The organism is Polaribacter sp. L3A8 (assembly GCF_009796785.1).
In the GTDB taxonomy this organism is placed as follows: Bacteria; Bacteroidota; Bacteroidia; order Flavobacteriales; family Flavobacteriaceae; genus Polaribacter.
Genome location: NZ_CP047026.1, coordinates 3526328 through 3547261 on the forward strand (window position 1 = coordinate 3526328; position 20934 = coordinate 3547261).

A 20934-nucleotide genomic window follows, 5' to 3' on the forward strand; every position below is an offset into this window, starting at 1 on the left:
TTGTTGCTTTAAGGTTAGACTAATTCTGTTTCAATAATAATTTCACTTTGTAATGTTTTGTGTACAGGACACTTTGCCGCAATCTCTTTTAGACGTTGTTTTTGGTTATCATCTAGATTACCAATAAAATTTAATTTCTTTTTTAAATAATCGTAACGAGTTGGTTTTTCTACATCAATATCTAAATCGTCACTATGTTTTTTTGAGTAAGTGATGTATACAAAGACTTCTTGTAAATCCCATTTTTTACGCTCTGCATACATTTTTAACGTCATTACTGTACAAGCTGCTAAACCTGCGCTTAAAAAATCATACGGAGAAGGGCCAAAATCGTTTCCACCAACACTAGTAGGTTCATCAGCAATAAAAGAATGATTTTTAGTCTGAATTGATGTTGTAAAATTATCTTCTAACAAGTTTAAATGACCAACTAACTGTTCGCCATCCGTAGAAATCATTTTGTTTTCTTCTGGTTTAAAATAACGTTCTACCCAAGTACCAATCATATTACCCACATAAATGCTATCTGATGATTTTGATAATAAATGATCTGCATCCTCTAAACTTACAAAACTCTTTGGATGCATGGCATTATGATAAATTTCATGCGCATTTTCTATGCCAACTACTTTATCAAAAGGAGCGTGCATTACCAAAATTGGCTTGCGCAAATCTTTAATAATTTTTGGTAAGTCTGTTTTATGAAAATCGTTTACAAACTCTTGGTTTATTTTAAAAGGACGACCGCCTATTTTAACTTCTACATCACCTTTTTCTGGAATAGTATCTATTCCGTGAGAAAATAAATGTGTTACGTGCCCAACAGTTGCTGGTGCACCAACAGTTGCCACAGCTTTTATGTTTTCTAATTTTGATGCAGCTACAATAACTGCCGCACCACCTAAAGAATGACCAACCAATAAAGAAGGTGCTTTGTAGTTTTTATCTAAAAAAGCACTCACATCTAACAAATCTTCTACGTTGGCAGAAAAATGACTTTCTGCAAATTCACCTTCACTTCTTCCTAAACCTGTAAAATCGAAACGTAAAACGCCAAAACCGTGATTAGATAAAGAACGGCTGATGTTTTTTACGGCATTAAAATTACTATTGCAAGAAAAACAATGTGCAAAAATGGCAAATTGATTGGGTTTCTGATTTGCGGGTAATTCTAAATATGCTTGTAATTTTAAGCCTTTTCTATTTTTAATTTCTAATCTAACGGTGTTCATTCTTTTTTTGATTTCTTAAATAGTCGAAATAAGGTGATGAACTTTACATTTGTCTACGTTTTTAGAGAATTGTTGTAATAAAAGTTTCAACTTTGGGTTGATATAATTCTTACAAAATGGCTTCTCTGGATTTGATTGATAATAATTTTGAAATTCATAGGTAGAAGGTTTAAAGGTTTTAAATGCTATTACTTTCGTAATAATGCTATCGCTGAAGCTTCCTTGTAATTGTTCAATAATTTGTATGCTTTCTTCTTTTTGTTGATGATAAAAATAATATATCGCAGACCGATATTTTGTTCTCATAGAATGATTACTCGTGCTTTTATGCGTTAATAAATGGATTTCAATAAGCGTTTTTAAAGCTATTTTTTCGATATTAAAATGTACAATTACGGCTTCAGAAAAAGTGTTGTTTATATCTGTTGATGCAACCCAACCTTGTTCCACTTTTTCTACTCCAATTAGAGTCTGAAAAACGGCTTCTGTACACCAATGACAACCACCACCAAAAGCAATTTTGGTTAATTCCATTGTAATTGCTTTCTTTCTGTCCAGTATGCATCTGGAGAAACTTTTAAAGAATTTAAGGTTTCTATGTCATCAGCAGATAAGGTAAAAGAATCCATTTCTAAATTCTGTTTTAATTGTTCAATAGAGCTTGCACCACTTAAAACCGTGCTTTCCGGAATTGTTTGTGCGCAATATTTTAATGAAAGAGCATCCACACCAACGTTGTGTTTTTTTGATAAACTTTCTAAAGTGGCGTACATTCTAGTGTAATTCGTGTAGTTTTCATTCTTAAAAACCCTTCCATTAGCCAAAGCTTCTTTAATTACAATCGATTTATTTTGACGAACTAATTCCCCTGAAATTTCTATGAAACTTTGGTCTAAAAAATTATAGGTTACTTGAAATAAATCAAAAACCGGCGCTCCATCAACCAAAACATTTAAAGCTTTTTTAATGACTTCAACTTGGTTGGTTCCTGTTGTTGTTAATCCTATTTTTAGGTTGTGTTCCTTTTTTAAGAAAGCCAATTGCTTTAAAACTTCTGTATTCTCTAAAACACCAGTTTCTAAAGTTGCAGAATGAATTTGATACACTTTTAAATAGGGTAGTAGCTGTTTAGAGAAATTCCATTGCTCATTTAATTTAGACAAACTATGCTCTTTTACCTCGTGAACCGTTGCATTTGCATCAAAATTTGCCGTGTATGTATATCCCCATTTTGTAGCAACTTCAATAGAATTGTCATTTTTGGTTTGTATCCATTCTAACAATAATTCTTCTGCTAAACCGTAACCCGGAGCCGTATCAAAATAACGAATTCCTAAATGATAAGCCTCTTCTAAAACTGCAAAACTCTGGTTTCTAAATTCCGATAAGTCAGAGTTATCACATGTTTCTGTTCTAACATTAATGTATTGAGGTCTTCCTAAAGCTGCGGTTCCTAATCCTAATTTCATTTTTGTATTATTTTAAGAGACCTCACAGGTTGTGAGGTCTTAATTTGTAAATAGTTTTATGAACTACAAGATAACATAGAGCAACCTACTTTGTTTCTTGCCCATTCTGGTCTTTTTGCAAACCATTTTTCGTTTTCTGGTTGTTCTGCGTATGGATTTTTTAAGAGTTGAAATAATTCATCAATTAAAGCGTAATTTCCGTTATCTGCTTCATCAATTGCCATTTGAGACATATAGTTTCTAAGCACATATTTAGGATTTACAAGATCCATTTTTTCTTTTCTTTCTTCGGATGAAATTCGTTCTATTTGAAGACGTTCATCGTATTTCTTGAACCAAACGTTCCAGCTATTTTTTACTTCATCAGAAATATTTTTAGAGTCGTAAAAAGCTTCTTCTATCAACTCTAAACCCGATTTTTCATCCGTAAAATTGCTTAAATTTCTAAAAAATACTGTCATATCTGTTTCTACCAATTGTAAAGTATCCTCTAAATTCTGAATCAATTTTAGATCGTCTTCATCCGAAGTAGATAAACCTAATTTAGATTTCATCATCTGTAAAGATTGTATTTCAAAATCGATTTTATATTGTTCTAAAATAGCATTTAAAGGATCTACTTCTTCAATTATTGGATATAAAGCATTTGCAAGTTGATACAAATTCCACAAACCAATATTTGGCTGATTTCCGTATCTATATCGTTTATGCTGACTGTCGGTTGTATTCGGAGTCCAGCCAAAATCGAACCCTTCTAGCCAACCATAAGGTCCAAAATCTATGGTTAAACCAAGAATAGACATGTTATCTGTATTCATTACTCCGTGTACAAAACCAACACGTTGCCAATGAATAATCATGGCTAAAGTACGTTCTGAAACTTCCTTAAAAAACTGAATATAATTTTCTTTGGATGGTGCTCCTAAATGCGAAAAATGATGTTTGATGGTATAATCCATTAAACCTTTTAAGTTTTTAAGGTCTTTTCTAGCGGCAAAAATTTCGAAACTACCAAAACGTAAAAACGAAGGAGAAATTCTTGAAACAATGGCACCTTTTTCATAAGCCGGATTTCCATCATATAAAACATCACGTAAAACTTGATCTCCTGATAAACTTAAAGACAAAGATCTTGTGGTTGGCACACCTAAATGAAACATGGCTTCTGCACACAAATATTCTCTAACGGATGATCGCAAAACCGCCAAACCATCTGCTGTTCTAGAATACGGAGTTTCGCCAGCTCCTTTTAATTGTACTTTCCAGTTTTTAGTATGGTGTTCAATTTCAAACAAATTAATAGCTCTTCCGTCTCCTAATTGTCCTGCCCAATTACCAAATTGATGTCCCGCATAACACATGGCATACGGTCTTGTATTTGGATAAATTTCGTTACCGGTTACAATGTTTTTAAAAAACTCAGATTTTACATCTTCTTTAGAAATACCTAATTCAGTAACCATTTCTGGTGAAACGTGTAAGACTTCTGGTTTTGCTGTTTTCTTTGGGTTTACATAAGAAAAAGCAGCATTTTCTACCTGTCTTCTTGTGTTTTCCAAGTTAACATCCGAAGGTAATTCTGCCGTAAAAGTGTCTTTTATGTTTATGTTCATCATAATGTATCAATCCATTTAAGAAGGTCTTTATCCGAAGGATTTCTTAACTTTTTAGTGTTCATTGTAATTGTAGGAAAATTTAGTTTTCTATTTTCATACAAGTTACGTAATTCCTCTGCATTTTCTATAGACTTTTCTATATCTAAAAACGCGTAATCTATATTACGCGTTTCTAAAAATGTTTTATAATATTGAGTTTTATGGCATCTTTCTGTGCCAAATAATTTAATCATCTTATTTTAAAAAACTTCTAATTCCGTAACTAGCTAAAACGCCTTCACCTGTTGCTGCAGCTACTTGTGCAATTGCGCCTTCTCTACAATCTCCAGCAGCAAAAATTCCATCGATAGAAGTTTGAGCTAATGCGGTAGTTTGTATAAAACCTCTTTTATCTAAAGCTACAATTCCTTTAAAAGATTGTGTGTTTGGTATCAATCCGATAAAAATAAAGACACCATCTGCTTCTAATAAAGACTCTTCGTTTGTAGCATTGTCTTTTACTTTTAATGTTTTAAATAATTCTTTTTCATCAGAAATAAATTCTAAAGATGTTTTATTCATATATGTAGAAATATTATCGATACTTGCTAGTTTCTCTACATAGGTTTCAGATGCAGAAAAGTTTTCTGAACGATGTACTATTTTTACACTTTTACAAAAACCAGCTAAAAAGATACCTTCTTCTAAAGCAGAATTTCCACCACCAATTACAATAATATCTTTATCTCTATAAAAAGCACCATCGCAAGTTGCACAAAAATGAATACCAGAACCAATTAATTCTTCTTCATTAGGGATACCAAGTTTTCTATAGGTAGAACCTGTAGATAATACCACAGATTTCCCTAAATAAGTGGTTCCTTTTGTTTCTATAGAAAATAAATTATCCTTCTTTTCAATACCAACAACTTCTTCTCCTGTTTTAATAACTGCACCATAAGTTTTGGCTTGTTCCTCCATCTTTTCCATTAATTTTGGACCAGAAATAGAAGTAAAACCAGGGTAGTTTTCAATCTTTTCGGTTAAGAAAGCGTTTCCACCAATGGTGGATTTCTCTAAAATTAAGGTGTCAAAACGATCTCTTTGTGCATAAATAGAAGTTGTTAAACCTGCAGCGCCACCACCAATAATAATGGTGTCGAATATTTTATGTTCTTTTTCTATATTTATAGAAAGTAGGTCTGTAAGCTTTACGTTATCTGGGTTTGTGTACGGTACATTGTCAATTAAAATAGTAGGAATAATACGTTTTCCGTTATTAATTTCTTCTACTTTTTTTGTAGCCCAATCGTATTGATCTACATCCACAAAATCGAAATTAATACCATTGTCTCTTAAAAAACTTTTTGCTCTTCTACAATCTGGACACCAATCTGCTCCAAATAACTGAACTTTACCAACTTCATTGATTCCTAAAACAGCAGCCAATTCTACATTGTTAGGGTTTGTATACGATTTTCCTTTGATAATAAGCGTAGGAATAATACGTTTTCCGTTGTTAATAGCTTCTACTTTTGCGGTTGCTTCTTTGTCTAAATCTACATCAACAAAAGTAAACTCTATATTATTTTCTTTTAAGTATGTTTTTGCTCTTCTGCAATCTGGACACCAATCTGCTCCGTATAGTAAAATCTCAGTCATTTTAATTTTTTTTCATACATAGATTTTAGGTTATTTATTCCCTAAAATCTATTTTGTTATTTTAATTTATCTGCGTGTAATTTTCTCAATTTAGTCAATTTTGGGGCAATTACAAAACTACAGTATCCTTGTTGCGTATTTTCTCTGTAATAATTCTGATGCTCTTCTTCAGCCTCATAAAAAATAGCTAAAGGACTAATTTCTGTTACAATTTTATCATCATAATAAGGTTGTACTTGTTTTAAAACTTCATCAGCAATTTTTTGCTGAAGCTCATTATGATAATAAATAACAGAGCGATATTGAGTTCCTCTATCTGCACCTTGTTGATTTAAGGTTGTAGGATCGTGAGTGGTCATAAAAATAACCAAAACATCTTCATAAGAAATGATATTTGCATCGAAAGTAATTTGAATAACTTCTGCATGCCCTGTTAAACCAGAACAAATTTCTCTGTATGTTGGTTTGCCTGGAGCGATCCCTCCTGTATAACCAGAAATCACTTTTTCTACACCTTTTACTTCTTGAAATACAGCTTCTGTACACCAAAAACATCCACCTCCTAAAGTGGTAGTTTGTAAATTTTTATTCATTTTATACCTTTTTGTCAAAACGAGGAAGAATAACGAAGTAATCTCTAATTTAATAATAGATTGCTTCGTAAACTCGCAATGACGTTTTAAATTCCTAATTTCATCGATTCAGAATTAATACAATAACGCAAACCACTTGGTTCTGGTCCGTCAGGAAAAACGTGCCCTAAATGTCCATCACAAGTATTGCACATCACTTCTACTCTTACCATACCAAAAGAAATGTCTTTGTAATATTTAATAGCATTTTCTTTAATCGGTTGTGTAAAACTTGGCCAACCAGAACTAGAATCGAACTTTATGGTAGAATCAAATAAAGGGGTGTTGCAACAGACACAGTTGTATTGGCCTTCATCATAAATAGAACATAAAGCACCTGTATGTGGTCTTTCTGTACCTTTTTGTCTTGTAATTCTAAACTGTTCTGCCGTTAATTGAGCTCTCCACTCTTTTTCGGATTTCGCTACTCTTTTATCTGGAGTTGGATTTCCTTTTACACTAAAATTGATAATCTCTTTCCAAGTAAGCATATTTTGTTCTGTTTCTTTTCTAAATTAATATTGAAATACAATTTGCTTTTTTGACGTAAAAACACTTGTTACCTTACAAATAATTCTTAATTTGTAAACTGTTGAAAGCAATCCATAAATTTACGACGAATATTAAGAAAGTCGTGAATGGAACTATAATTTCTTCTTATTTATTTATAAAATAATTTTACAATGAGCACATTAATTGTTGATGCTGAAAAGCATGTATTTAAGGTTTTAAATACGGATTTAGAGAGAAACTATGTATATCATAATTTAGCTCACACACAAAGAGTCGTGGCAAAAACAAAAGAACTTGTTGAAAACTTAAAAGTAGATAATGAAGCGGCAGAAAATTTAGAAATTGCTGCTTGGTTTCATGATACCGGTTTTATAAAAGGTGCAGAAAACCATGAAGATGAAAGTGTGAAAATTGTTACAGCATTTTTAAAAAAGCATACTATTTCTGAGGAAAGAATTAAGGAAATTACAGACCTTATTTTGGCGACGAAAATAAATTATAAGCCAAAAAATGATTTAGAAAAAATTATTGCAGATGCAGATTGTGCGCATTTAGCTTCTAAGAACTTTTTTGATTATACAGCATTATTAAGAAAGGAGTGGGAGTTAACAGGTTTTAAAAAAGTTTCTGATTCGGAATGGGTTGATGGGAATATTGAATTCTTTACGCAAGATCATCGTTATAATACGGAGTATGCATTAAAAAACTGGACAAAGACAAAAGAGAAAAATTTGTCTAAATTGATTAAAAATAAGAAGGAATTAAAAACCGATGCTAAGAAATTTAATCAGAAACAAGAAGCATTAGATTTAAAAAAAGAAAAAGGAGATGTGCCAGATCGTGGTGTAGAAACAATGTTTAGGGTAGCATTAAAAAACCACATGACTTTAAGTAATATTGCAGATACAAAAGCCAATATTTTGTTATCTGTAAATGCAATTATTGTTTCTTTAGCATTGTCTAATCTATTGCCAAAATTAGATAAAGCTTCTAATGGTTATTTAATTATACCAACCGTTATATTTATAGTATTTACAGTGGCTTCTATTATTTTATCAATTTTAGCTACAAGACCCAATGTTACAGAGGGTAAGTTTACCAAGGTAGATCTTATTAATAAAAAAATTAACTTATTATTTTTTGGAAATTTTCATCAAATGGAATTACCCGATTTTGAATGGGGAATTCAAGAAATGATGCAGGACAAAGATTATTTATATGGCTCTTTAACTAAAGATTTGTATTTTTTAGGACTGGTTTTAAATAAGAAGTATAAAATATTAAGAATTACGTATACCGTTTTTATGATTGGTATTTTAGTAAGTGTATTGGCTTTTGCAATTTCTTTTTATTATCAAGGAATGCCAGCATAAAACCTAGGTATTAAACTTAAGAAATAGCTTATGCTTTATTTTTAAAAGGGCAAAAGAAGAGAAGTCTTAAGCTTCAATTTCTTTCATTAAATCATTAAAAGTAATTGTTTGATTTTCATCAAAACTTGTTTGATATATAACTTCTACTCTTAACGCTTTTAAACCAGTAACACCTTGTAGGTCTTCTAAGTCTAGAAATTCTATTTTGCCTAATTGCTTTTTAGATTGTAAATAGTTTATGTATTTTACATATTCTAAAGCATCTTTATTTTGAGAATATACAATTGCTATTTTCCCTGGTACTGTTAAACGATCTTTTGTGCCTTTTATATGCGCTTTATCTATACGTTTTTTAATGATTTCGTATCTAATATTATAAGCACCATCTACATCAAATTGCTTTTCGTCCATTCTAAATTTTATTGCCATAGGATTACTATGTACTAAAATTAAAGAAGCAACTCGTAAATCGTGTTTCATGTTTTTACGTTCGTAAAAGGCTAGGTTTTCCATTTCATAGGTAGTCTGTAATTGCCATAATCGAAGGTTGTATAGGTATAAACTATCAAAATTTTTATTTTTTGTAATAGATTTTCCTATGTACATGTTGTATTCTACACCATCTGTTTTATATCGCTCAAAATAATGAGGAAACATTTCTTGCGCTTGTATTTGCTTGTCGTCTAAGAATTTAGCGAGCTTATCATTTAATAATGTAACACTGTTTTCGTATTCTTTTCTTTTTTCATACACAACGTTTAGTTTTTTGTCTAAACGATTCATATAAACACTCACCTTTTGAGAAAGCGCTGTACTTATGTTTTTTATATGATTAAAAACAGGGTAGATTTCTCTACTTAAAAAATCTAAGATACTTACTTCATCACCAGCAGATAAGCCTTTTTTTACATCCTTTAAATAAGAAGCAACCCGAAACATTAACTCATTATATATAGGTAGCTGTTCTGTTTTACAGGCATCTTTTAATACTGTAATTGCTAGTGTTAATTGTGTTGTTAAATCTTCTTTTATTGCTAAATTTCTTGCATCAGAAGAGCCTTTTATATCACTTTGTCCAAATAGAGGGTACACCTCATTAAATACAATTTCGTCTAATTTTGCATTTTTATCTATTTGACGTGATACGTGATATTTTTCTGCAGCCTCATAAAAACGCCATTTTACAGAATTATGTATCGATGTGTAGTTTTCTTGAATGGTAGCTTCTAAAATATTTTGTCGTTCTTCTGAAGTTCTTTTTACAGCGGCTTCGAAAACAGGAATAATATCTTTTAACTTGTTGATGTTTACCGAGTTTAAATCAAATGCTCTTGGCGATGCAATTTCTAATAAAGCCAAATCTCCATTATTGGTTGCTTTAATAGGAATTAAAATAATACTTTGAATTCCGTTTTCTTGAAGGTTCTTAGAAAAAAGATTGTGATCTGTATTTAAACCATATTGATCTACATCAGAAATGATAAATGTTTCATGGTTTTTGAACACTTTTTCCATAATTGCATTACAAAAGTAATTGGAATCACAATTTATTTCTGCTCCATGATTTAAAATTAAACTGTTAGATTTATTAACCTTTGTTTCACAAATTTTTATGTTGATATTGTCAAAAATAGAATAGCCTAATTTTAAGTCTTTTATGCTGTAAAAATCTCTTAAATTACTTTGTAGCTTAGGTATTAAATCTGTGCCACCTTCTAATAGGTTTGCTTTAATAGATGAAAGCATCTCTTCGGATGTAACATCAAACAAACTAATAAGACCAAAGCCTTTAAAAATATAACTGTTTGGAGGAAATTTTTCTTTCCAAAGTGCTATGTTATCAAAATTATTAAGTAATTCTTTAAAGTCTTTTTCTGTTAGTAAAGGTGCTTTTTTAGTAGCCGTAATTTCAGAAAAATCTGCATTAAAAGTAGTTCTATAATATTTCATTGTTCCAGATGTTTTATCTGGAATATCAAAATAGAAAGGTCTTTTTACATCTACTTTAAAGCCATAAACATGGCCTAAAATAAATGTACATGCCATAATATACATGTCATCATCTTCAAAATTACGAACAGTTAATTCGTAATTTTCTCCTGCATTTTGTATAATATCTTCAAAACGATCTGTAAATTTAAACGAAGTAAAAGAGAAAGGAATACTTGCTGCTTTTATTTCGTTAGATAGTAAAGGTTCTGGAAATAAAGGGTTTAATAGTAAATTTATTTGATCTTTATATTTGTCTAATAAGGCGTAGTCTGAAAAACCATCATTTAATTCAGGATATTTATTAATTAAAGTTACCATTTCTTTTGCAGAACTATGAAAAGGGTGTTTTGCATGTTCTATATCCGCATACTTTTGAAACAAGGTAAAAACCTTATTAAAAGATACGTTTAGTTGTAATGGTAATTCCGATTCTGAAATTAAATTTGGTTTTATAATTTTCATATCTTATAAATGTAAATAAATTTACAATGTTACTAAGCATTTAGACGTATTACAGTAACAAAAGTTACAAAATGGTATTATTTCTGTCTAAAATAAATAGTAATAGGTACTCCAGAGAAATCATAAATATCTCTTAATTTATTTTCAAGAAAACGTCTGTACGAATCTTTTACATATTGTGGTAAGTTACAGAAAAACACAAATTGTGGTGTTTGTGTAGGTAATTGCATACAATATTTAATTTTTACAAATTTCCCTTTTATAGCTGGAGGTGGAGAATTTTTAATGATCTCTAACATTGTTTCATTAAACTTACTTGTCTGTATTTTAGTTTTTCTTCTTTGAAAAACTTCTACGGCAGTTTCTATTGCTTTAAACAAACGTTGTTTTGTTAATGCAGAGATAAATACAATTGGCACATCTGTAAAAGGCTCAATTTGTTTTCTAACCATTGCTTCAAAATCTCGCATTGTGTTGGTTTCTTTCTCTACTAAATCCCATTTATTAATTAAGATAACAACACCTTTTCTGTTTTTTTCTGCTAACCAAAATATATTTTGATCTTGTCCTTCAAAACCACGAGTGGCATCTACAACTAAAACAATAACATCAGAATATTCTATAGAACGTACAGCACGCATTACAGAATAAAATTCTAAATCTTCTTTTACACGAGATTTTTTACGAATTCCGGCAGTATCAACTAAATTAAAATCGAATCCAAAACGATTGTATTTTGTATCAATAGAATCTCTTGTTGTACCAGCAATATTGGTAACAATATTTCTATCTTGCCCAATTAAAGAGTTTATAAAAGATGATTTCCCTGCATTTGGTCTTCCAACAACAGCAAATCTTGGTAATTCTTCTTTTTCTAAATCTACTTCTTCTGGAGCTGGCATTTTTTCTGCCAAAGCATCTAATAAATCTCCAGTACCACTTCCGTTAATAGAAGCAATTGTATGGTATTCTCCTAAACCTAAGTTGTAGAATTCTATAGCATCAGGTTCACGCATTGCGTTATCAACCTTATTTACTACGGTAAAAATTGGTTTTTTAACCTTACGTAAAAGTTTAGCGACTTCTGCATCCATAGGTGTAATACCATCTTCTACATTTACTACAAAAACAATTAAATCTGCTTCTTCTATGGCTAGATTTACCTGTTTTCTAATTTCGCCTTCAAATATATCATCAGAACCAGTAATATATCCACCGGTATCAATTACAGAAAATTCTTTTCCATTCCAGTCAGATTTTCCATAATGTCTATCTCTTGTAACTCCACTAACGGAATCTACAATGGCTTCTCTTCTTTGCACCAATCTATTAAAAAGCGTTGACTTTCCTACATTTGGTCTTCCTACAATGGCAACAATACTATTCATTTGACTTGAAATTTTTGCAAAGATACAATTTAAGGTTGTAAGAATGATATTAAAAAAAAAGTCTTTAAGCAGTAAAACCAGCAAATTTCTTTGCTGGTTTTCTTACTTAAGAATTGAGTATTATATTTAGTTGTTCTCGTAAATAGTAATTGTACCACTATCTTCGTTAGAAACTACTAATAAATCTTTACCTGTTGGGCTATCATCTGCAGAAATTACTAATAATCCTTCTGGAGCTTCATCACCAGAATGAGAAAGTATTTGTAAAAACTGAGGAGAGGTTGGGTTTGTAATATCATATACTAAAACCTGATCGTTTCTTTCTAAACCTACAAATAAAATATAGCGTTCGTTGCCAAGGTTTAAGATTTCTACACTTTCTGGTTCTGCACCTTTGTCATCACTTCTTTTATCACCATCATTAAATCTATCTGGAGTTAAAGCCAATGTTTCTGTTGCAATGCTATTTCCGCTATCATATACTAAGCTTCCGTTTGCAGACCAAATACTAAAAGAACGCGCTCCGTAGCTAAATAATTCTTCTACTTTACCATCATTATTTGCATCACCTAAAGTGGTAGTTGTTTTTAAACGACCAAGATTTATTTTGTTTAAATAATCATCTGCAGCAGGAAAAATTGTTTCATCTAAAGTTAAATCGTCCATTCTAACTTCTTCACTAAAACCATCATAATCTCTAGAATCTCCTTCGTTTGCAGAAATAATATATTCTACACCGTTAATTTTTACATACACAATTGCATCTGGCATATAAATCCCTTTTACTGGCCAATTTTTTAATTGGGTAGCATCATCTTTATCACTTGCATCTATAGAATTATTTGCTAATGAATAATCTTTATAACCTAAAGGATAAATATTCTCTATAGTTTTTGTTGCAAGATTTATTTTAGCAATTCCGTTGTTTTCTTGTAGAGAAACCCAAGCAGTTTTAGAGTCTTCAGAAATTGCTACATATTCTGGCTCAACATCCTTTGCTAAATCTGCATTAGGACCAAAAACTCTAAATCCATTACTCTCTAGCGCTGCTTCTTGATCATTAAAAGCTGTAAAATCTAAAGTAGTTACCGTATTATTTTCTAGGTTAATGATACTTACACTTCCTTCAGGATCATTTGTGTAATCGTCACTTGGTTCGCCTTCGTTTGCAGAAACAATTGTTTTTCCATCAGGTGAAAATTTTACCATATCTGGTAATGCACCAACTGTATATTCATTTAATAAAGAATTATCTGCGGTACTAAAAACTAAGACTTTGCCAAGGTTTTGTTTTACATGATTTTCTACAGCTATGGCTAATTTACCATCAAAAACAGCAACACTATTAGGAGAGCCATACGCATTTAAATTGATAGGTGTTTCCTTTATTGGAGCATTTAAATCGCTAATATTATTGATAGAGATTTCATTTGACTCCACATTAACGGTAAATAGTTTTTTTGATGTTTTATCAAATGCAGTAATTTCTGATGCGCCTTCATCTCCAATATTTATTGTGGTTTTATGCTGAAAATTGACAGAGGTATTTACGGGAGGTAATACAGGGTCGCTGGTTTGTTGGCAACTGACAACAATTGCTAATAAAGTTACTAAAATAAGTTTTTGTAAGATTTTCATTATTTGGTTTTTATTTTTTGCAAAAGTGCTTCCAAATATTAAAATAAGTGTTAAGTGAATTATAAGTAAATATTAGTATTTTTATCTGTTTGTAAAGAAAAAGGTTGTTTTTTAAGTGTTTTCTGATTGATTTGTTAACAAAACGTAATTTTTGATTACTTTTAAAAAATAATAAGAATTGAATGAGTGTTCAAGAAACAAGAAATAGTGATTTTTTTTTACGACCTAGGTTTTCTATTGATCTAAATGAGAATTCTGATGAATTATTAAAAAGAATTACAATGTACCTAAAAAGTGATGCTTGTATATATAAGAGTAGAGTAGTAGAAAAGCATGTTTTTATTGATATTGCTGATAATAAAAGTCATTTTTGGTCTCCTCAATTGCATTTTGAAGTAGTAGATGTAGTAGAAAATTCATCAACCTTAAAAGGGTTATTTGGACCCAAACCTCAAGTTTGGACACTTTTTATGTTTGTCCACTTTGTTGTGGCAACTTTGTTTTTAGGCTTTTCGGTGTTTGCTTATGTAAAACATCGTCTAGGTGAAAGTTTAGTATTTCCTGTAGCAATTTTGGTTGCACTTCCACTAATATGGATGTTATTGTATTTCTTAGGAAGTATAGGAAAAGAAACCGAAAAAAAACAAATGAAAGAATTACATGACTTTTTAATTGCTATTATTGAGCAATAAGATTTAAAACAAATTCCCGATACCACAATTAAGTGAAGTAACGGGAATGATTATTTTGAATTGAAATCTTTAAACCTATATAATTATGGTTTTTTATTAACTTTGATTATAACCAAAACGTTTTAATTGTGTTTTATCGCTACGCCAGTTTTTATTTACCTTTACATATAGTTCAATAAATACTTTTTTCTCAAAAAACTTTTCTAAATCTTTTCTCGCTTCGGCACCAACACGTTTTAGTGCAGATCCTTTATGGCCAATAATAATACCTTTTTGAGTTTCTCTTTCTACCATTATTATAGATCTAATTCTAACAATGTTTTCTTCTTCTGTAAACTCTTCCGTTTCTACTTCTACAGAATACGGAATTTCTTTTTTGTAATGCATTAGAATCTTTTCTCTAATTTTTTCATTTACAAAAAAGCGTTCTGGTTTATCTGTTAATTGATCCTTCGGATAAAAAGCAGGACCTTCTGGTAATAACTCTTTTATTTTTTCAAAAACTGCCGGAACATTAAATTTTTCTAGCGCAGAAATTACAAACACTTCTGCATTAGGTACTTTATTTTTCCAATATTCAATTTTTTCTTCAACTTCTTCTTGAGAAGACTTGTCAATTTTATTTAAAAGTAGAATAACAGGAATTTCACTATGGATGATTCTTTTAAAGAAAGCTTCATTTTTTAATTCTTTTTCGCCAACTTCTACCATATATATAAGTACATCTGCATCTTCGAAGGCAGATTTTACAAAATCCATCATAGAAGATTGCAACTCGTATGCAGGTTTTAAAATACCTGGAGTATCAGAAAATACAATTTGATAGTCGTCTTCATTTACAATCCCTAAGATTCTATGCCTCGTAGTCTGTGCTTTAGCTGTTATAATAGACAATTTCTCACCTACTAATGCATTCATTAATGTTGATTTACCTACGTTAGGATTTCCTATAATATTTACAAAACCTGCTTTATGCGTCATAGTGCAAAGATAATTCCTTTTTATATTTGTTTAGAATTTAGGGCATTAAAAAATAATTAAAAAATAATCGAAAAAAGTTTGGTCAGTTGTTTAGTTATGTTGTATCTTTGCAGTCGGAAATAACGAATCGAAATTATGAGTCGAAAGTTAAAAGCTAAGAAGTTGTTTTCGGAATTACAACGCGGGATAGAGCAGTAGGTAGCTCGTCGGGCTCATAACCCGAAGGTCACTGGTTCGAGTCCAGTTCCCGCTACTACTTTAAATCATTATAAAACAACAGTTTAGTTCGCTAAACTGTTTTTTTATGCAATCAATTCACGAATTCATTACCTTTACTTGGATCAAGTCAAAAAGTTGTGGGATTTAAGAATTACGCAAAAATAGTAGTAAGTCTATATAAGAAAAAATCCACATTTCTGACGCCTCTAAACTGTGCTCTAAAGGCTTTAATTTTAGCATTGAATGATTCTGCTGATGCATTCGTACTTCGATTATCAAAATAGTTTAAGATGTTTTTATAATGTATCGACATCGTTCTAGCTATAGTGTTGAAGCTTTTAAAGTGTGCCTGTCTTACTTTTTCATCCCATTTAGCAAGTCTTATAAGTGCTGATGTTTTGTCTGTAGTGTTATTGAATATCCAAGATAGATTTTGACATAACTTGTATGCTTTCTCTATATCCGGATATTTTTCAAACAGTATTTCTGCTCTTATGGCTTGATTTTTAGTCCATTTACTACTTGATTTATATAATAGATATCTGCTTCTAGCTAATAGTTGTTTGAGAGTATCTCCATTAGGTAATAGTTTTGGGTGTATTTTAAAGATTTATTTCTGGTGTTTTCAATGGCATCATTCTCAGCATCAATCGCTTCCCATCTATGTTTAATTCTTATTTCTTGCAGTGCATCTAATGCTAATTTTTGCACGTGAAAACGATCTATTACTAAGGCAGCGTTTGGAAAGGATTTCTTGACTATAAGCCCCATATTTCCCGCCATATCCAAGGTTACTTCCCTGACTTTCTTCCTGTGTTTTAAAGGAATTTTATGACAACTTCAGCTTTAGTTCCTTTGATCATGGCTACTATTGCGCCTTTCTTTCCTTTAGCTAATTTATTTGTTATTATGGTATATAAATCACCGTTAGAAAAGGCAGTTTCATCAAGTGATAAGTGAGTCCCTAAATTCTTTGCAAACAATAACTAGTCTGTTGCGTGCTTCTGTTGATCCCAAGCTTTAAAATCACTTAAATAATCCTTATACTGTCTTTGTAAACTTCTGGGATTTACCCCGTAGAAATTAGCTACAGTACTTGTGCTAGTGGCGTTATTACTGACTGATATCTTTTAAAAAAAGCAGCAAATTCACTAGTTATTCTAGTGCCTTTTGCTACTAATTGCCAATCTCTTGTAACTACTTTTTTAGAATTTTCCTCAACCCAACGTCGTCTAATAACATGTAGAAAAACGTTTTTACCTCGAATTGGAAAGTCTTGAATAGTAGCTTCAGGAAAAAAACCTTTAGAACTTAATTTAAGTGCTTTGAATTCTTCAGGAATCGTATTTAATTCTGTGAAATGGAAATGAAGTTCTCCATTTTTAACTTCGTGCTTAGTTAGTTTAAAATAGTCAACAAGAATTTCTGGTAATAATAGTTTTGTTAGTTCAATTGAAGTATCCAAAATAGAGATTTATTAGACTGTAAAGTTCATGCTTTTTAATTTACTCCACAACTTTTTGTGTTGATCCAAAAGTTGTGGGATTTAAGAATTACGCAAAAATAGTAGTAAGTCTATATAAGAAAAAATCAGATCAATACAGAAACTTGTTGATTATGGTAGTGTGATTTGTATTTGTTGTAGAATAAAAAAAAGCTGAATATTTAAAAAATATTCAGCTTTTTGTCGGGGTGGCAGGATTCGAACCTGCGACCTCCTCGTCCCAAACGAGGCGCGATGACCGGGCTACGCTACACCCCGAAAATGATTACTCATTTAAGGACTGCAAAGATACACTCTTTTTGTAAATAGCAATCATATTTTTAATCTTTTTTCATAAAATTATTTAATTATATCTTTTTATGTTTCTATTAGTAAAATTTATAAACATTTGTATTTATAAGTATCAAAAAATGATACTTTTACACTTCTAAATTCGATACAGAATATTATGTCAGATACAATAGAAAAAATTAAATGTTTAATTATAGGTTCTGGTCCTGCAGGTTATACTGCGGCAATTTATGCAGCAAGAGCAGACATGAAACCTATAATGTATACAGGGATGCAAATGGGAGGGCAATTAACAACTACAACAGAAGTTGATAATTTTCCAGGATATCCAGAAGGTACTGATGGTACTGCAATGATGACAGATTTACAAAAACAAGCAGAGCGTTTTGGTACAGAAGTCCGTTTTGGATTGGTAACTAGTGTAGCCTTAAGTGATAAAGTTGGAGGAATTCATAAAGTTATTGTGGATGAGTCTAAACATATTGAAGCAGAAACTATTATTATTTGTACAGGTGCAACTGCAAAATATTTAGGAATAGAAAGTGAACAACGTTTAATTGGAGGAGGAGTTTCTGCATGTGCTACATGTGATGGCTTTTTCTACAAAGGACAAGATGTTGTAGTTGTTGGAGCTGGAGATACAGCAGCAGAAGAAGCTACTTATTTATCAAACATTTGTAGTAAAGTAACAATTTTAGTGCGTAAAGACTTTATGAGAGCTTCTAAAGCGATGCAACATAGAGTTAATAAAACAAAAAATATAGAAGTACTTTACAATACAGAAATAGATGAGGTTTTAGGATCTAATGTTGTAGAAGGTGTAAGGGCTATCAATAATCAAACAAAAGAAACTACAGATATTGCTGTAACAGGTGTTTTTATAGCTATTGGTCACAAGCCAAATTCAGATTTATTTAAAGGAGTTTTAGATATGGATGAAACTGGGTATCTAATTACCAAAGGAAAATCTACAAAAACAAACTTACCAGGAGTTTTTGCAGCTGGCGATATTCAAGATAAAGAATATAGGCAAGCGGTTACAGCTGCAGGTACAGGTTGTATGGCTGCTTTAGACGCAGAACGTTATTTAGGAGCTTTAGAATAAGTTTACTTAAATTAGAGCATAAAAAAAAGAGATTACATTAATATGTAATCTCTTTTTTGTTATCTATCTTTTAAAGAAAGTTCTTAAACTGTAGCAGAAGCTTTCATAGATTTTCTATAAGTAAAAGAATTAAAAATATTTCTTTTACCAAAATTATTCATAGATTTTGCGTTTACAAATTTTCCGAAAAGTATTTTACTAACACCAAAGTATTCGTATTTATTTCCGTCTGTAAAAGTAACCTCTAAAAGCATACTTTTATGGTGCCAATCTGCAACCTGAAATTCTGTTATTGTTGTTTTATAAGCATCTAAATTAGCTTCTTTAGTTTCTGGTGCTATACTTACCAAGAAATGATACCCATCAATAATTTGAGTACTCATAACATCAGCTTCCTCTTTTTTTACTTCATCAGTAAATTTATCTGGATGCCATTCTTTTACTAAACCTCTATAAGCTTTTTTTAAATCTTTTAAATCGATAGGGCCTTCTACTTTAAAAAGTTTTTGATATTCTTTAATACGTTTCATTCGTGTGTTTTCAAATTGCGTGCAAAAGTACTGATATTAAATTGATTGTGATGCAGAAAATAATTATAAATTAGAAATCATTTTTTTACATCATTTTTATTTTTACTACTGTTTTTGTTTCAAAATGTAAAAATCTATTTTAAGTATAAAATTAACGTTTACTGATTATTATCATTTTATTACCCTTTTTTAAGTTGCATCTTTAAAAATATCTAAATTATTTTATTATGAAAACAAGCATTTCTTATTACCAAAGCAAAAATGAGTTTCGTCTTTTTGTGACCAAGTCATTTTCTAGTTTAGTAAAACTAAAAAAAGATGATAATCAAGATTCTTTTAATAAATTGGTATTACAAATTTTACCAGAAATAAGAAAATATGTAAATCGAAGATTTAACACCGCGATAAAGAAAGGACATTTTTCTAAAAAGAAATACAAGGCTGATGACATTATAGATCAACTTTTTATAATTATTTATGATAACATTGGAGAAGTTGAAGGTGAAGATGATTTTTATTTATGGTTATTTAAAAAAACGAATGAATTATTAGAAGATGTTATTATAGAAGAAGAATTTAATGACTTATTTTTTAAAAATATTGATGATTATTCTAAACCAGAATGGAATGAGATGCAAGAGGAATTTAGTACAGATGGAGGTGGAGATTTACTTATGATAGAAGAGTTAGATGATATATCTTACAACCATAATGATTATAGTTTAGACCATGTCTTTGTAGAGGATAATGAGAAAGGTTTGGCAGATCAATTAGATAAGGAAATAGGAGAAGATAAAATTAATGAACATATAGAGTTGGTGCTACATAAAATGCCTTCGGCCATGCGTATTGTTTTTTATCTATTTACAAATCAAAAATTAAGGATAGAAGAAATTTCAGAAATACAAAAGAAAACGATCTCTGAAGTTGAAAAACTTTTAAGTGATGCAAAAAAAGTAATTCAACAAAGTTTATTAAACCGATATGTTGTTGGTAAATAGTGTTTTATGCTTAAATTAAGTACACACTAAAAATCCCTTTTTATAAGATTGATAAAAGAATCAACTTAATAAGAAGTGATTTTTGGCACAATTTCATAAAGTGTGTAAGTTTTAAAAACTCAGGATTGTTCAAATTCTGAGTTTTTTATTTTTATTAACTTTAAATTTAATATACTTATGAGACCAGAAGATTTATTAAACGATGATTTTTTAAAACAATTTAACAACGAATCAGGGCTAACTAACTTCATTGAACAACTTCACAAACGAGGAACTAAAAGGTTTTAGAAGGTGAACTCGATGCTCATTTAGATTATGATAAACATCAAAAAAGTAAAGTCAATAACTTAAGAAATAGCTGTTTCAGTTGAGTTATTTCTTCCCTTTTTATTGATTTTTAGTTATTCGTTTTGTGTGCTTCTATAGGGTGAAGTAATAATTGCTTTAAACTCTCAAGATATTCCGCCATCACTTTGGTATTCATTTTTGGATGATCGATTGAAGGAATAGTTATTGGATCTTCATCCAAATACCTGTATAGTTCAGGGTAATTCATTTCAATCTTTGTGGTTATTTGTGTAATTTCAGTTAAAATTGTTTGAAGTTTTTTCATAATTAATTGTATTTAATTAATGATAGTTTCAATCATTTTGAT

General features: G+C 30.6%; 22 protein-coding genes, 2 tRNA genes and 1 pseudogene. 6 read left to right on the plus strand and 19 right to left on the minus strand.

What is annotated here, in order from left to right; all coding sequences use genetic code 11:
- Positions 1-14 precede the first annotated feature (14 nt).
- The 8 genes from GQR92_RS14550 to msrB all read right to left on the minus strand — a co-directional run bounded on the left by GQR92_RS14550 (position 15) and on the right by msrB (position 7081).
- A complete protein-coding gene (locus GQR92_RS14550; RefSeq protein WP_158840776.1) occupies positions 15-1232 on the minus strand; it encodes a bifunctional alpha/beta hydrolase/OsmC family protein in 1218 nt (405 codons plus the stop codon).
- Positions 1233-1247: 15 nt separating this feature from the next.
- Entirely contained in the window at positions 1248-1766 is a 519-nt protein-coding gene (locus GQR92_RS14555) for a peptide-methionine (S)-S-oxide reductase (protein ID WP_158840778.1), read from the minus strand.
- Positions 1757-2701 (minus strand): aldo/keto reductase, encoded by a 945-nt coding sequence (locus tag GQR92_RS14560; RefSeq protein WP_158840780.1) that lies wholly within the window; start codon positions 2699-2701, stop codon positions 1757-1759. Before GQR92_RS14560 ends, GQR92_RS14555 begins: the two co-directional genes overlap by 10 nt.
- Before the next feature lie 56 nt (positions 2702-2757).
- Positions 2758-4314, minus strand: a complete 1557-nt coding sequence (locus GQR92_RS14565; RefSeq protein WP_158842185.1) for a protein adenylyltransferase SelO — start codon at positions 4312-4314, stop codon at positions 2758-2760.
- Positions 4314-4550: a glutaredoxin family protein gene (locus tag GQR92_RS14570; RefSeq protein ID WP_158840782.1), complete on the minus strand. Its 237-nt coding sequence runs from the start codon at positions 4548-4550 to the stop codon at positions 4314-4316. The genes GQR92_RS14565 and GQR92_RS14570 overlap by 1 nt, the downstream gene beginning before the upstream one ends.
- 1 nt (position 4551) lies before the next feature.
- Positions 4552-5958, minus strand: a complete 1407-nt coding sequence (locus GQR92_RS14575; protein ID WP_158840784.1) for an FAD-dependent oxidoreductase — start codon at positions 5956-5958, stop codon at positions 4552-4554.
- 56 nt (positions 5959-6014) lie between these two features.
- Positions 6015-6551 carry a peptide-methionine (S)-S-oxide reductase MsrA gene (msrA, locus tag GQR92_RS14580; RefSeq protein WP_158840786.1) on the minus strand — a complete coding sequence of 179 codons (537 nt, stop codon included), beginning with the start codon at positions 6549-6551 and terminating at the stop codon, positions 6015-6017.
- An 86-nt stretch (positions 6552-6637) separates the two neighbouring features.
- Positions 6638-7081 (minus strand): peptide-methionine (R)-S-oxide reductase MsrB, encoded by a 444-nt coding sequence (gene msrB, locus GQR92_RS14585; RefSeq protein WP_158840788.1) that lies wholly within the window; start codon positions 7079-7081, stop codon positions 6638-6640.
- A 192-nt stretch (positions 7082-7273) separates the two neighbouring features.
- Between msrB and GQR92_RS14590 the strand changes: the two genes are divergently transcribed.
- Positions 7274-8476 (plus strand): Pycsar system effector family protein, encoded by a 1203-nt coding sequence (locus tag GQR92_RS14590; RefSeq protein WP_158840790.1) that lies wholly within the window; start codon positions 7274-7276, stop codon positions 8474-8476.
- Positions 8477-8542: 66 nt separating this feature from the next.
- Here GQR92_RS14590 and GQR92_RS14595 read toward each other — a convergent pair whose 3' ends face one another.
- From GQR92_RS14595 to GQR92_RS14605, 3 genes are all read right to left on the minus strand, one after another.
- Positions 8543-10930 (minus strand): GAF domain-containing protein, encoded by a 2388-nt coding sequence (locus GQR92_RS14595; RefSeq protein WP_158840792.1) that lies wholly within the window; start codon positions 10928-10930, stop codon positions 8543-8545.
- Between the two features lie 77 nt (positions 10931-11007).
- Complete coding sequence (gene der / locus GQR92_RS14600; protein ID WP_158840794.1) at positions 11008-12318, minus strand: ribosome biogenesis GTPase Der; 1311 nt, start codon at positions 12316-12318, stop codon at positions 11008-11010.
- A gap of 126 nt (positions 12319-12444) precedes the next feature.
- The gene (locus GQR92_RS14605; protein ID WP_158840796.1) at positions 12445-13956 is read right to left on the minus strand and encodes a choice-of-anchor I family protein; all 1512 of its coding nucleotides are present in this window, start codon (positions 13954-13956) and stop codon (positions 12445-12447) included.
- 182 nt (positions 13957-14138) lie between these two features.
- Between GQR92_RS14605 and GQR92_RS14610 the strand changes: the two genes are divergently transcribed.
- A complete protein-coding gene (locus tag GQR92_RS14610) occupies positions 14139-14648 on the plus strand; it encodes a GTP-binding protein (protein ID WP_158840797.1) in 510 nt (169 codons plus the stop codon).
- A 96-nt stretch (positions 14649-14744) separates the two neighbouring features.
- On the opposite strand, the gene era is transcribed toward GQR92_RS14610, so the two are convergent.
- Positions 14745-15629, minus strand: a complete 885-nt coding sequence (gene era / locus GQR92_RS14615) for a GTPase Era (protein ID WP_158840799.1) — start codon at positions 15627-15629, stop codon at positions 14745-14747.
- A gap of 180 nt (positions 15630-15809) precedes the next feature.
- Between era and GQR92_RS14620 the strand changes: the two genes are divergently transcribed.
- Positions 15810-15882 (plus strand) — tRNA-Met (locus GQR92_RS14620).
- Positions 15883-15999: 117 nt separating this feature from the next.
- On the opposite strand, the gene GQR92_RS18180 is transcribed toward GQR92_RS14620, so the two are convergent.
- The 5 genes from GQR92_RS18180 to GQR92_RS14635 all read right to left on the minus strand — a co-directional run bounded on the left by GQR92_RS18180 (position 16000) and on the right by GQR92_RS14635 (position 17610).
- Positions 16000-16458, minus strand: a complete 459-nt coding sequence (locus tag GQR92_RS18180) for a transposase (RefSeq protein WP_368074182.1) — start codon at positions 16456-16458, stop codon at positions 16000-16002.
- Positions 16401-16631, minus strand: a complete 231-nt coding sequence (locus GQR92_RS18185) for a transposase (RefSeq protein WP_233269878.1) — start codon at positions 16629-16631, stop codon at positions 16401-16403. The genes GQR92_RS18180 and GQR92_RS18185 overlap by 58 nt, the downstream gene beginning before the upstream one ends.
- Positions 16632-16666: 35 nt before the next feature.
- Positions 16667-16831, minus strand: coding sequence for a hypothetical protein (locus GQR92_RS18190; protein ID WP_233269879.1), 165 nt, complete (start codon positions 16829-16831; stop codon positions 16667-16669).
- A 104-nt stretch (positions 16832-16935) separates the two neighbouring features.
- Positions 16936-17313 carry an ISAon1 family transposase N-terminal region protein gene (locus GQR92_RS14630; RefSeq protein WP_158840801.1) on the minus strand — a complete coding sequence of 126 codons (378 nt, stop codon included), beginning with the start codon at positions 17311-17313 and terminating at the stop codon, positions 16936-16938.
- A gap of 222 nt (positions 17314-17535) precedes the next feature.
- Positions 17536-17610: transfer RNA gene (locus GQR92_RS14635), tRNA-Pro, on the minus strand.
- A 190-nt stretch (positions 17611-17800) separates the two neighbouring features.
- Between GQR92_RS14635 and trxB the strand changes: the two genes are divergently transcribed.
- A complete protein-coding gene (trxB, locus tag GQR92_RS14640) occupies positions 17801-18748 on the plus strand; it encodes a thioredoxin-disulfide reductase (protein ID WP_158840803.1) in 948 nt (315 codons plus the stop codon).
- Between the two features lie 83 nt (positions 18749-18831).
- On the opposite strand, the gene GQR92_RS14645 is transcribed toward trxB, so the two are convergent.
- Positions 18832-19278: a KTSC domain-containing protein gene (locus tag GQR92_RS14645; protein WP_158840805.1), complete on the minus strand. Its 447-nt coding sequence runs from the start codon at positions 19276-19278 to the stop codon at positions 18832-18834.
- Between the two features lie 227 nt (positions 19279-19505).
- Here GQR92_RS14645 and GQR92_RS14650 point away from each other — a divergent pair, with 227 nt between their 5' ends.
- The gene (locus GQR92_RS14650) at positions 19506-20279 is read left to right on the plus strand and encodes an RNA polymerase sigma factor (RefSeq protein ID WP_158840807.1); all 774 of its coding nucleotides are present in this window, start codon (positions 19506-19508) and stop codon (positions 20277-20279) included.
- A gap of 177 nt (positions 20280-20456) precedes the next feature.
- A pseudogene (locus GQR92_RS18265) lies at positions 20457-20635 on the plus strand (IS256 family transposase); the annotation flags it as partial.
- A 41-nt stretch (positions 20636-20676) separates the two neighbouring features.
- On the opposite strand, the gene GQR92_RS14655 reads toward GQR92_RS18265, so the two are convergent.
- Positions 20677-20835 carry a hypothetical protein gene (locus GQR92_RS14655; protein ID WP_368074162.1) on the minus strand — a complete coding sequence of 53 codons (159 nt, stop codon included), beginning with the start codon at positions 20833-20835 and terminating at the stop codon, positions 20677-20679.
- Positions 20836-20934: the final 99 nt, after the last annotated feature.

Bases quoted from the DNA above. Each gene is read 5' to 3' on its own strand.
- GQR92_RS14550 (WP_158840776.1), bottom strand. From the start codon at position 1,232: ATGAACACCGTTAGATTAGAAATTAAAAATAGAAAAGGCTTAAAATTA.
- GQR92_RS14555 (WP_158840778.1), bottom strand. From the start codon at position 1,766: ATGGAATTAACCAAAATTGCTTTTGGTGGTGGTTGTCATTGGTGTACA.
- GQR92_RS14560 (WP_158840780.1), bottom strand. From the start codon at position 2,701: ATGAAATTAGGATTAGGAACCGCAGCTTTAGGAAGACCTCAATACATT.
- GQR92_RS14565 (WP_158842185.1), bottom strand. From the start codon at position 4,314: ATGAACATAAACATAAAAGACACTTTTACGGCAGAATTACCTTCGGAT.
- GQR92_RS14570 (WP_158840782.1), bottom strand. From the start codon at position 4,550: ATGATTAAATTATTTGGCACAGAAAGATGCCATAAAACTCAATATTAT.
- GQR92_RS14575 (WP_158840784.1), bottom strand. From the start codon at position 5,958: ATGACTGAGATTTTACTATACGGAGCAGATTGGTGTCCAGATTGCAGA.
- msrA (WP_158840786.1), bottom strand. From the start codon at position 6,551: ATGAATAAAAATTTACAAACTACCACTTTAGGAGGTGGATGTTTTTGG.
- msrB (WP_158840788.1), bottom strand. From the start codon at position 7,081: ATGCTTACTTGGAAAGAGATTATCAATTTTAGTGTAAAAGGAAATCCA.
- GQR92_RS14590 (WP_158840790.1), top strand. From the start codon at position 7,274: ATGAGCACATTAATTGTTGATGCTGAAAAGCATGTATTTAAGGTTTTA.
- GQR92_RS14595 (WP_158840792.1), bottom strand. From the start codon at position 10,930: ATGAAAATTATAAAACCAAATTTAATTTCAGAATCGGAATTACCATTA.
- der (WP_158840794.1), bottom strand. From the start codon at position 12,318: ATGAATAGTATTGTTGCCATTGTAGGAAGACCAAATGTAGGAAAGTCA.
- GQR92_RS14605 (WP_158840796.1), bottom strand. From the start codon at position 13,956: ATGAAAATCTTACAAAAACTTATTTTAGTAACTTTATTAGCAATTGTT.
- GQR92_RS14610 (WP_158840797.1), top strand. From the start codon at position 14,139: ATGAGTGTTCAAGAAACAAGAAATAGTGATTTTTTTTTACGACCTAGG.
- era (WP_158840799.1), bottom strand. From the start codon at position 15,629: ATGACGCATAAAGCAGGTTTTGTAAATATTATAGGAAATCCTAACGTA.
- GQR92_RS18185 (WP_233269878.1), bottom strand. From the start codon at position 16,631: ATGGCGGGAAATATGGGGCTTATAGTCAAGAAATCCTTTCCAAACGCT.
- trxB (WP_158840803.1), top strand. From the start codon at position 17,801: ATGTCAGATACAATAGAAAAAATTAAATGTTTAATTATAGGTTCTGGT.
- GQR92_RS14645 (WP_158840805.1), bottom strand. From the start codon at position 19,278: ATGAAACGTATTAAAGAATATCAAAAACTTTTTAAAGTAGAAGGCCCT.
- GQR92_RS14650 (WP_158840807.1), top strand. From the start codon at position 19,506: ATGAAAACAAGCATTTCTTATTACCAAAGCAAAAATGAGTTTCGTCTT.
- GQR92_RS14655 (WP_368074162.1), bottom strand. From the start codon at position 20,835: ATGAATTACCCTGAACTATACAGGTATTTGGATGAAGATCCAATAACT.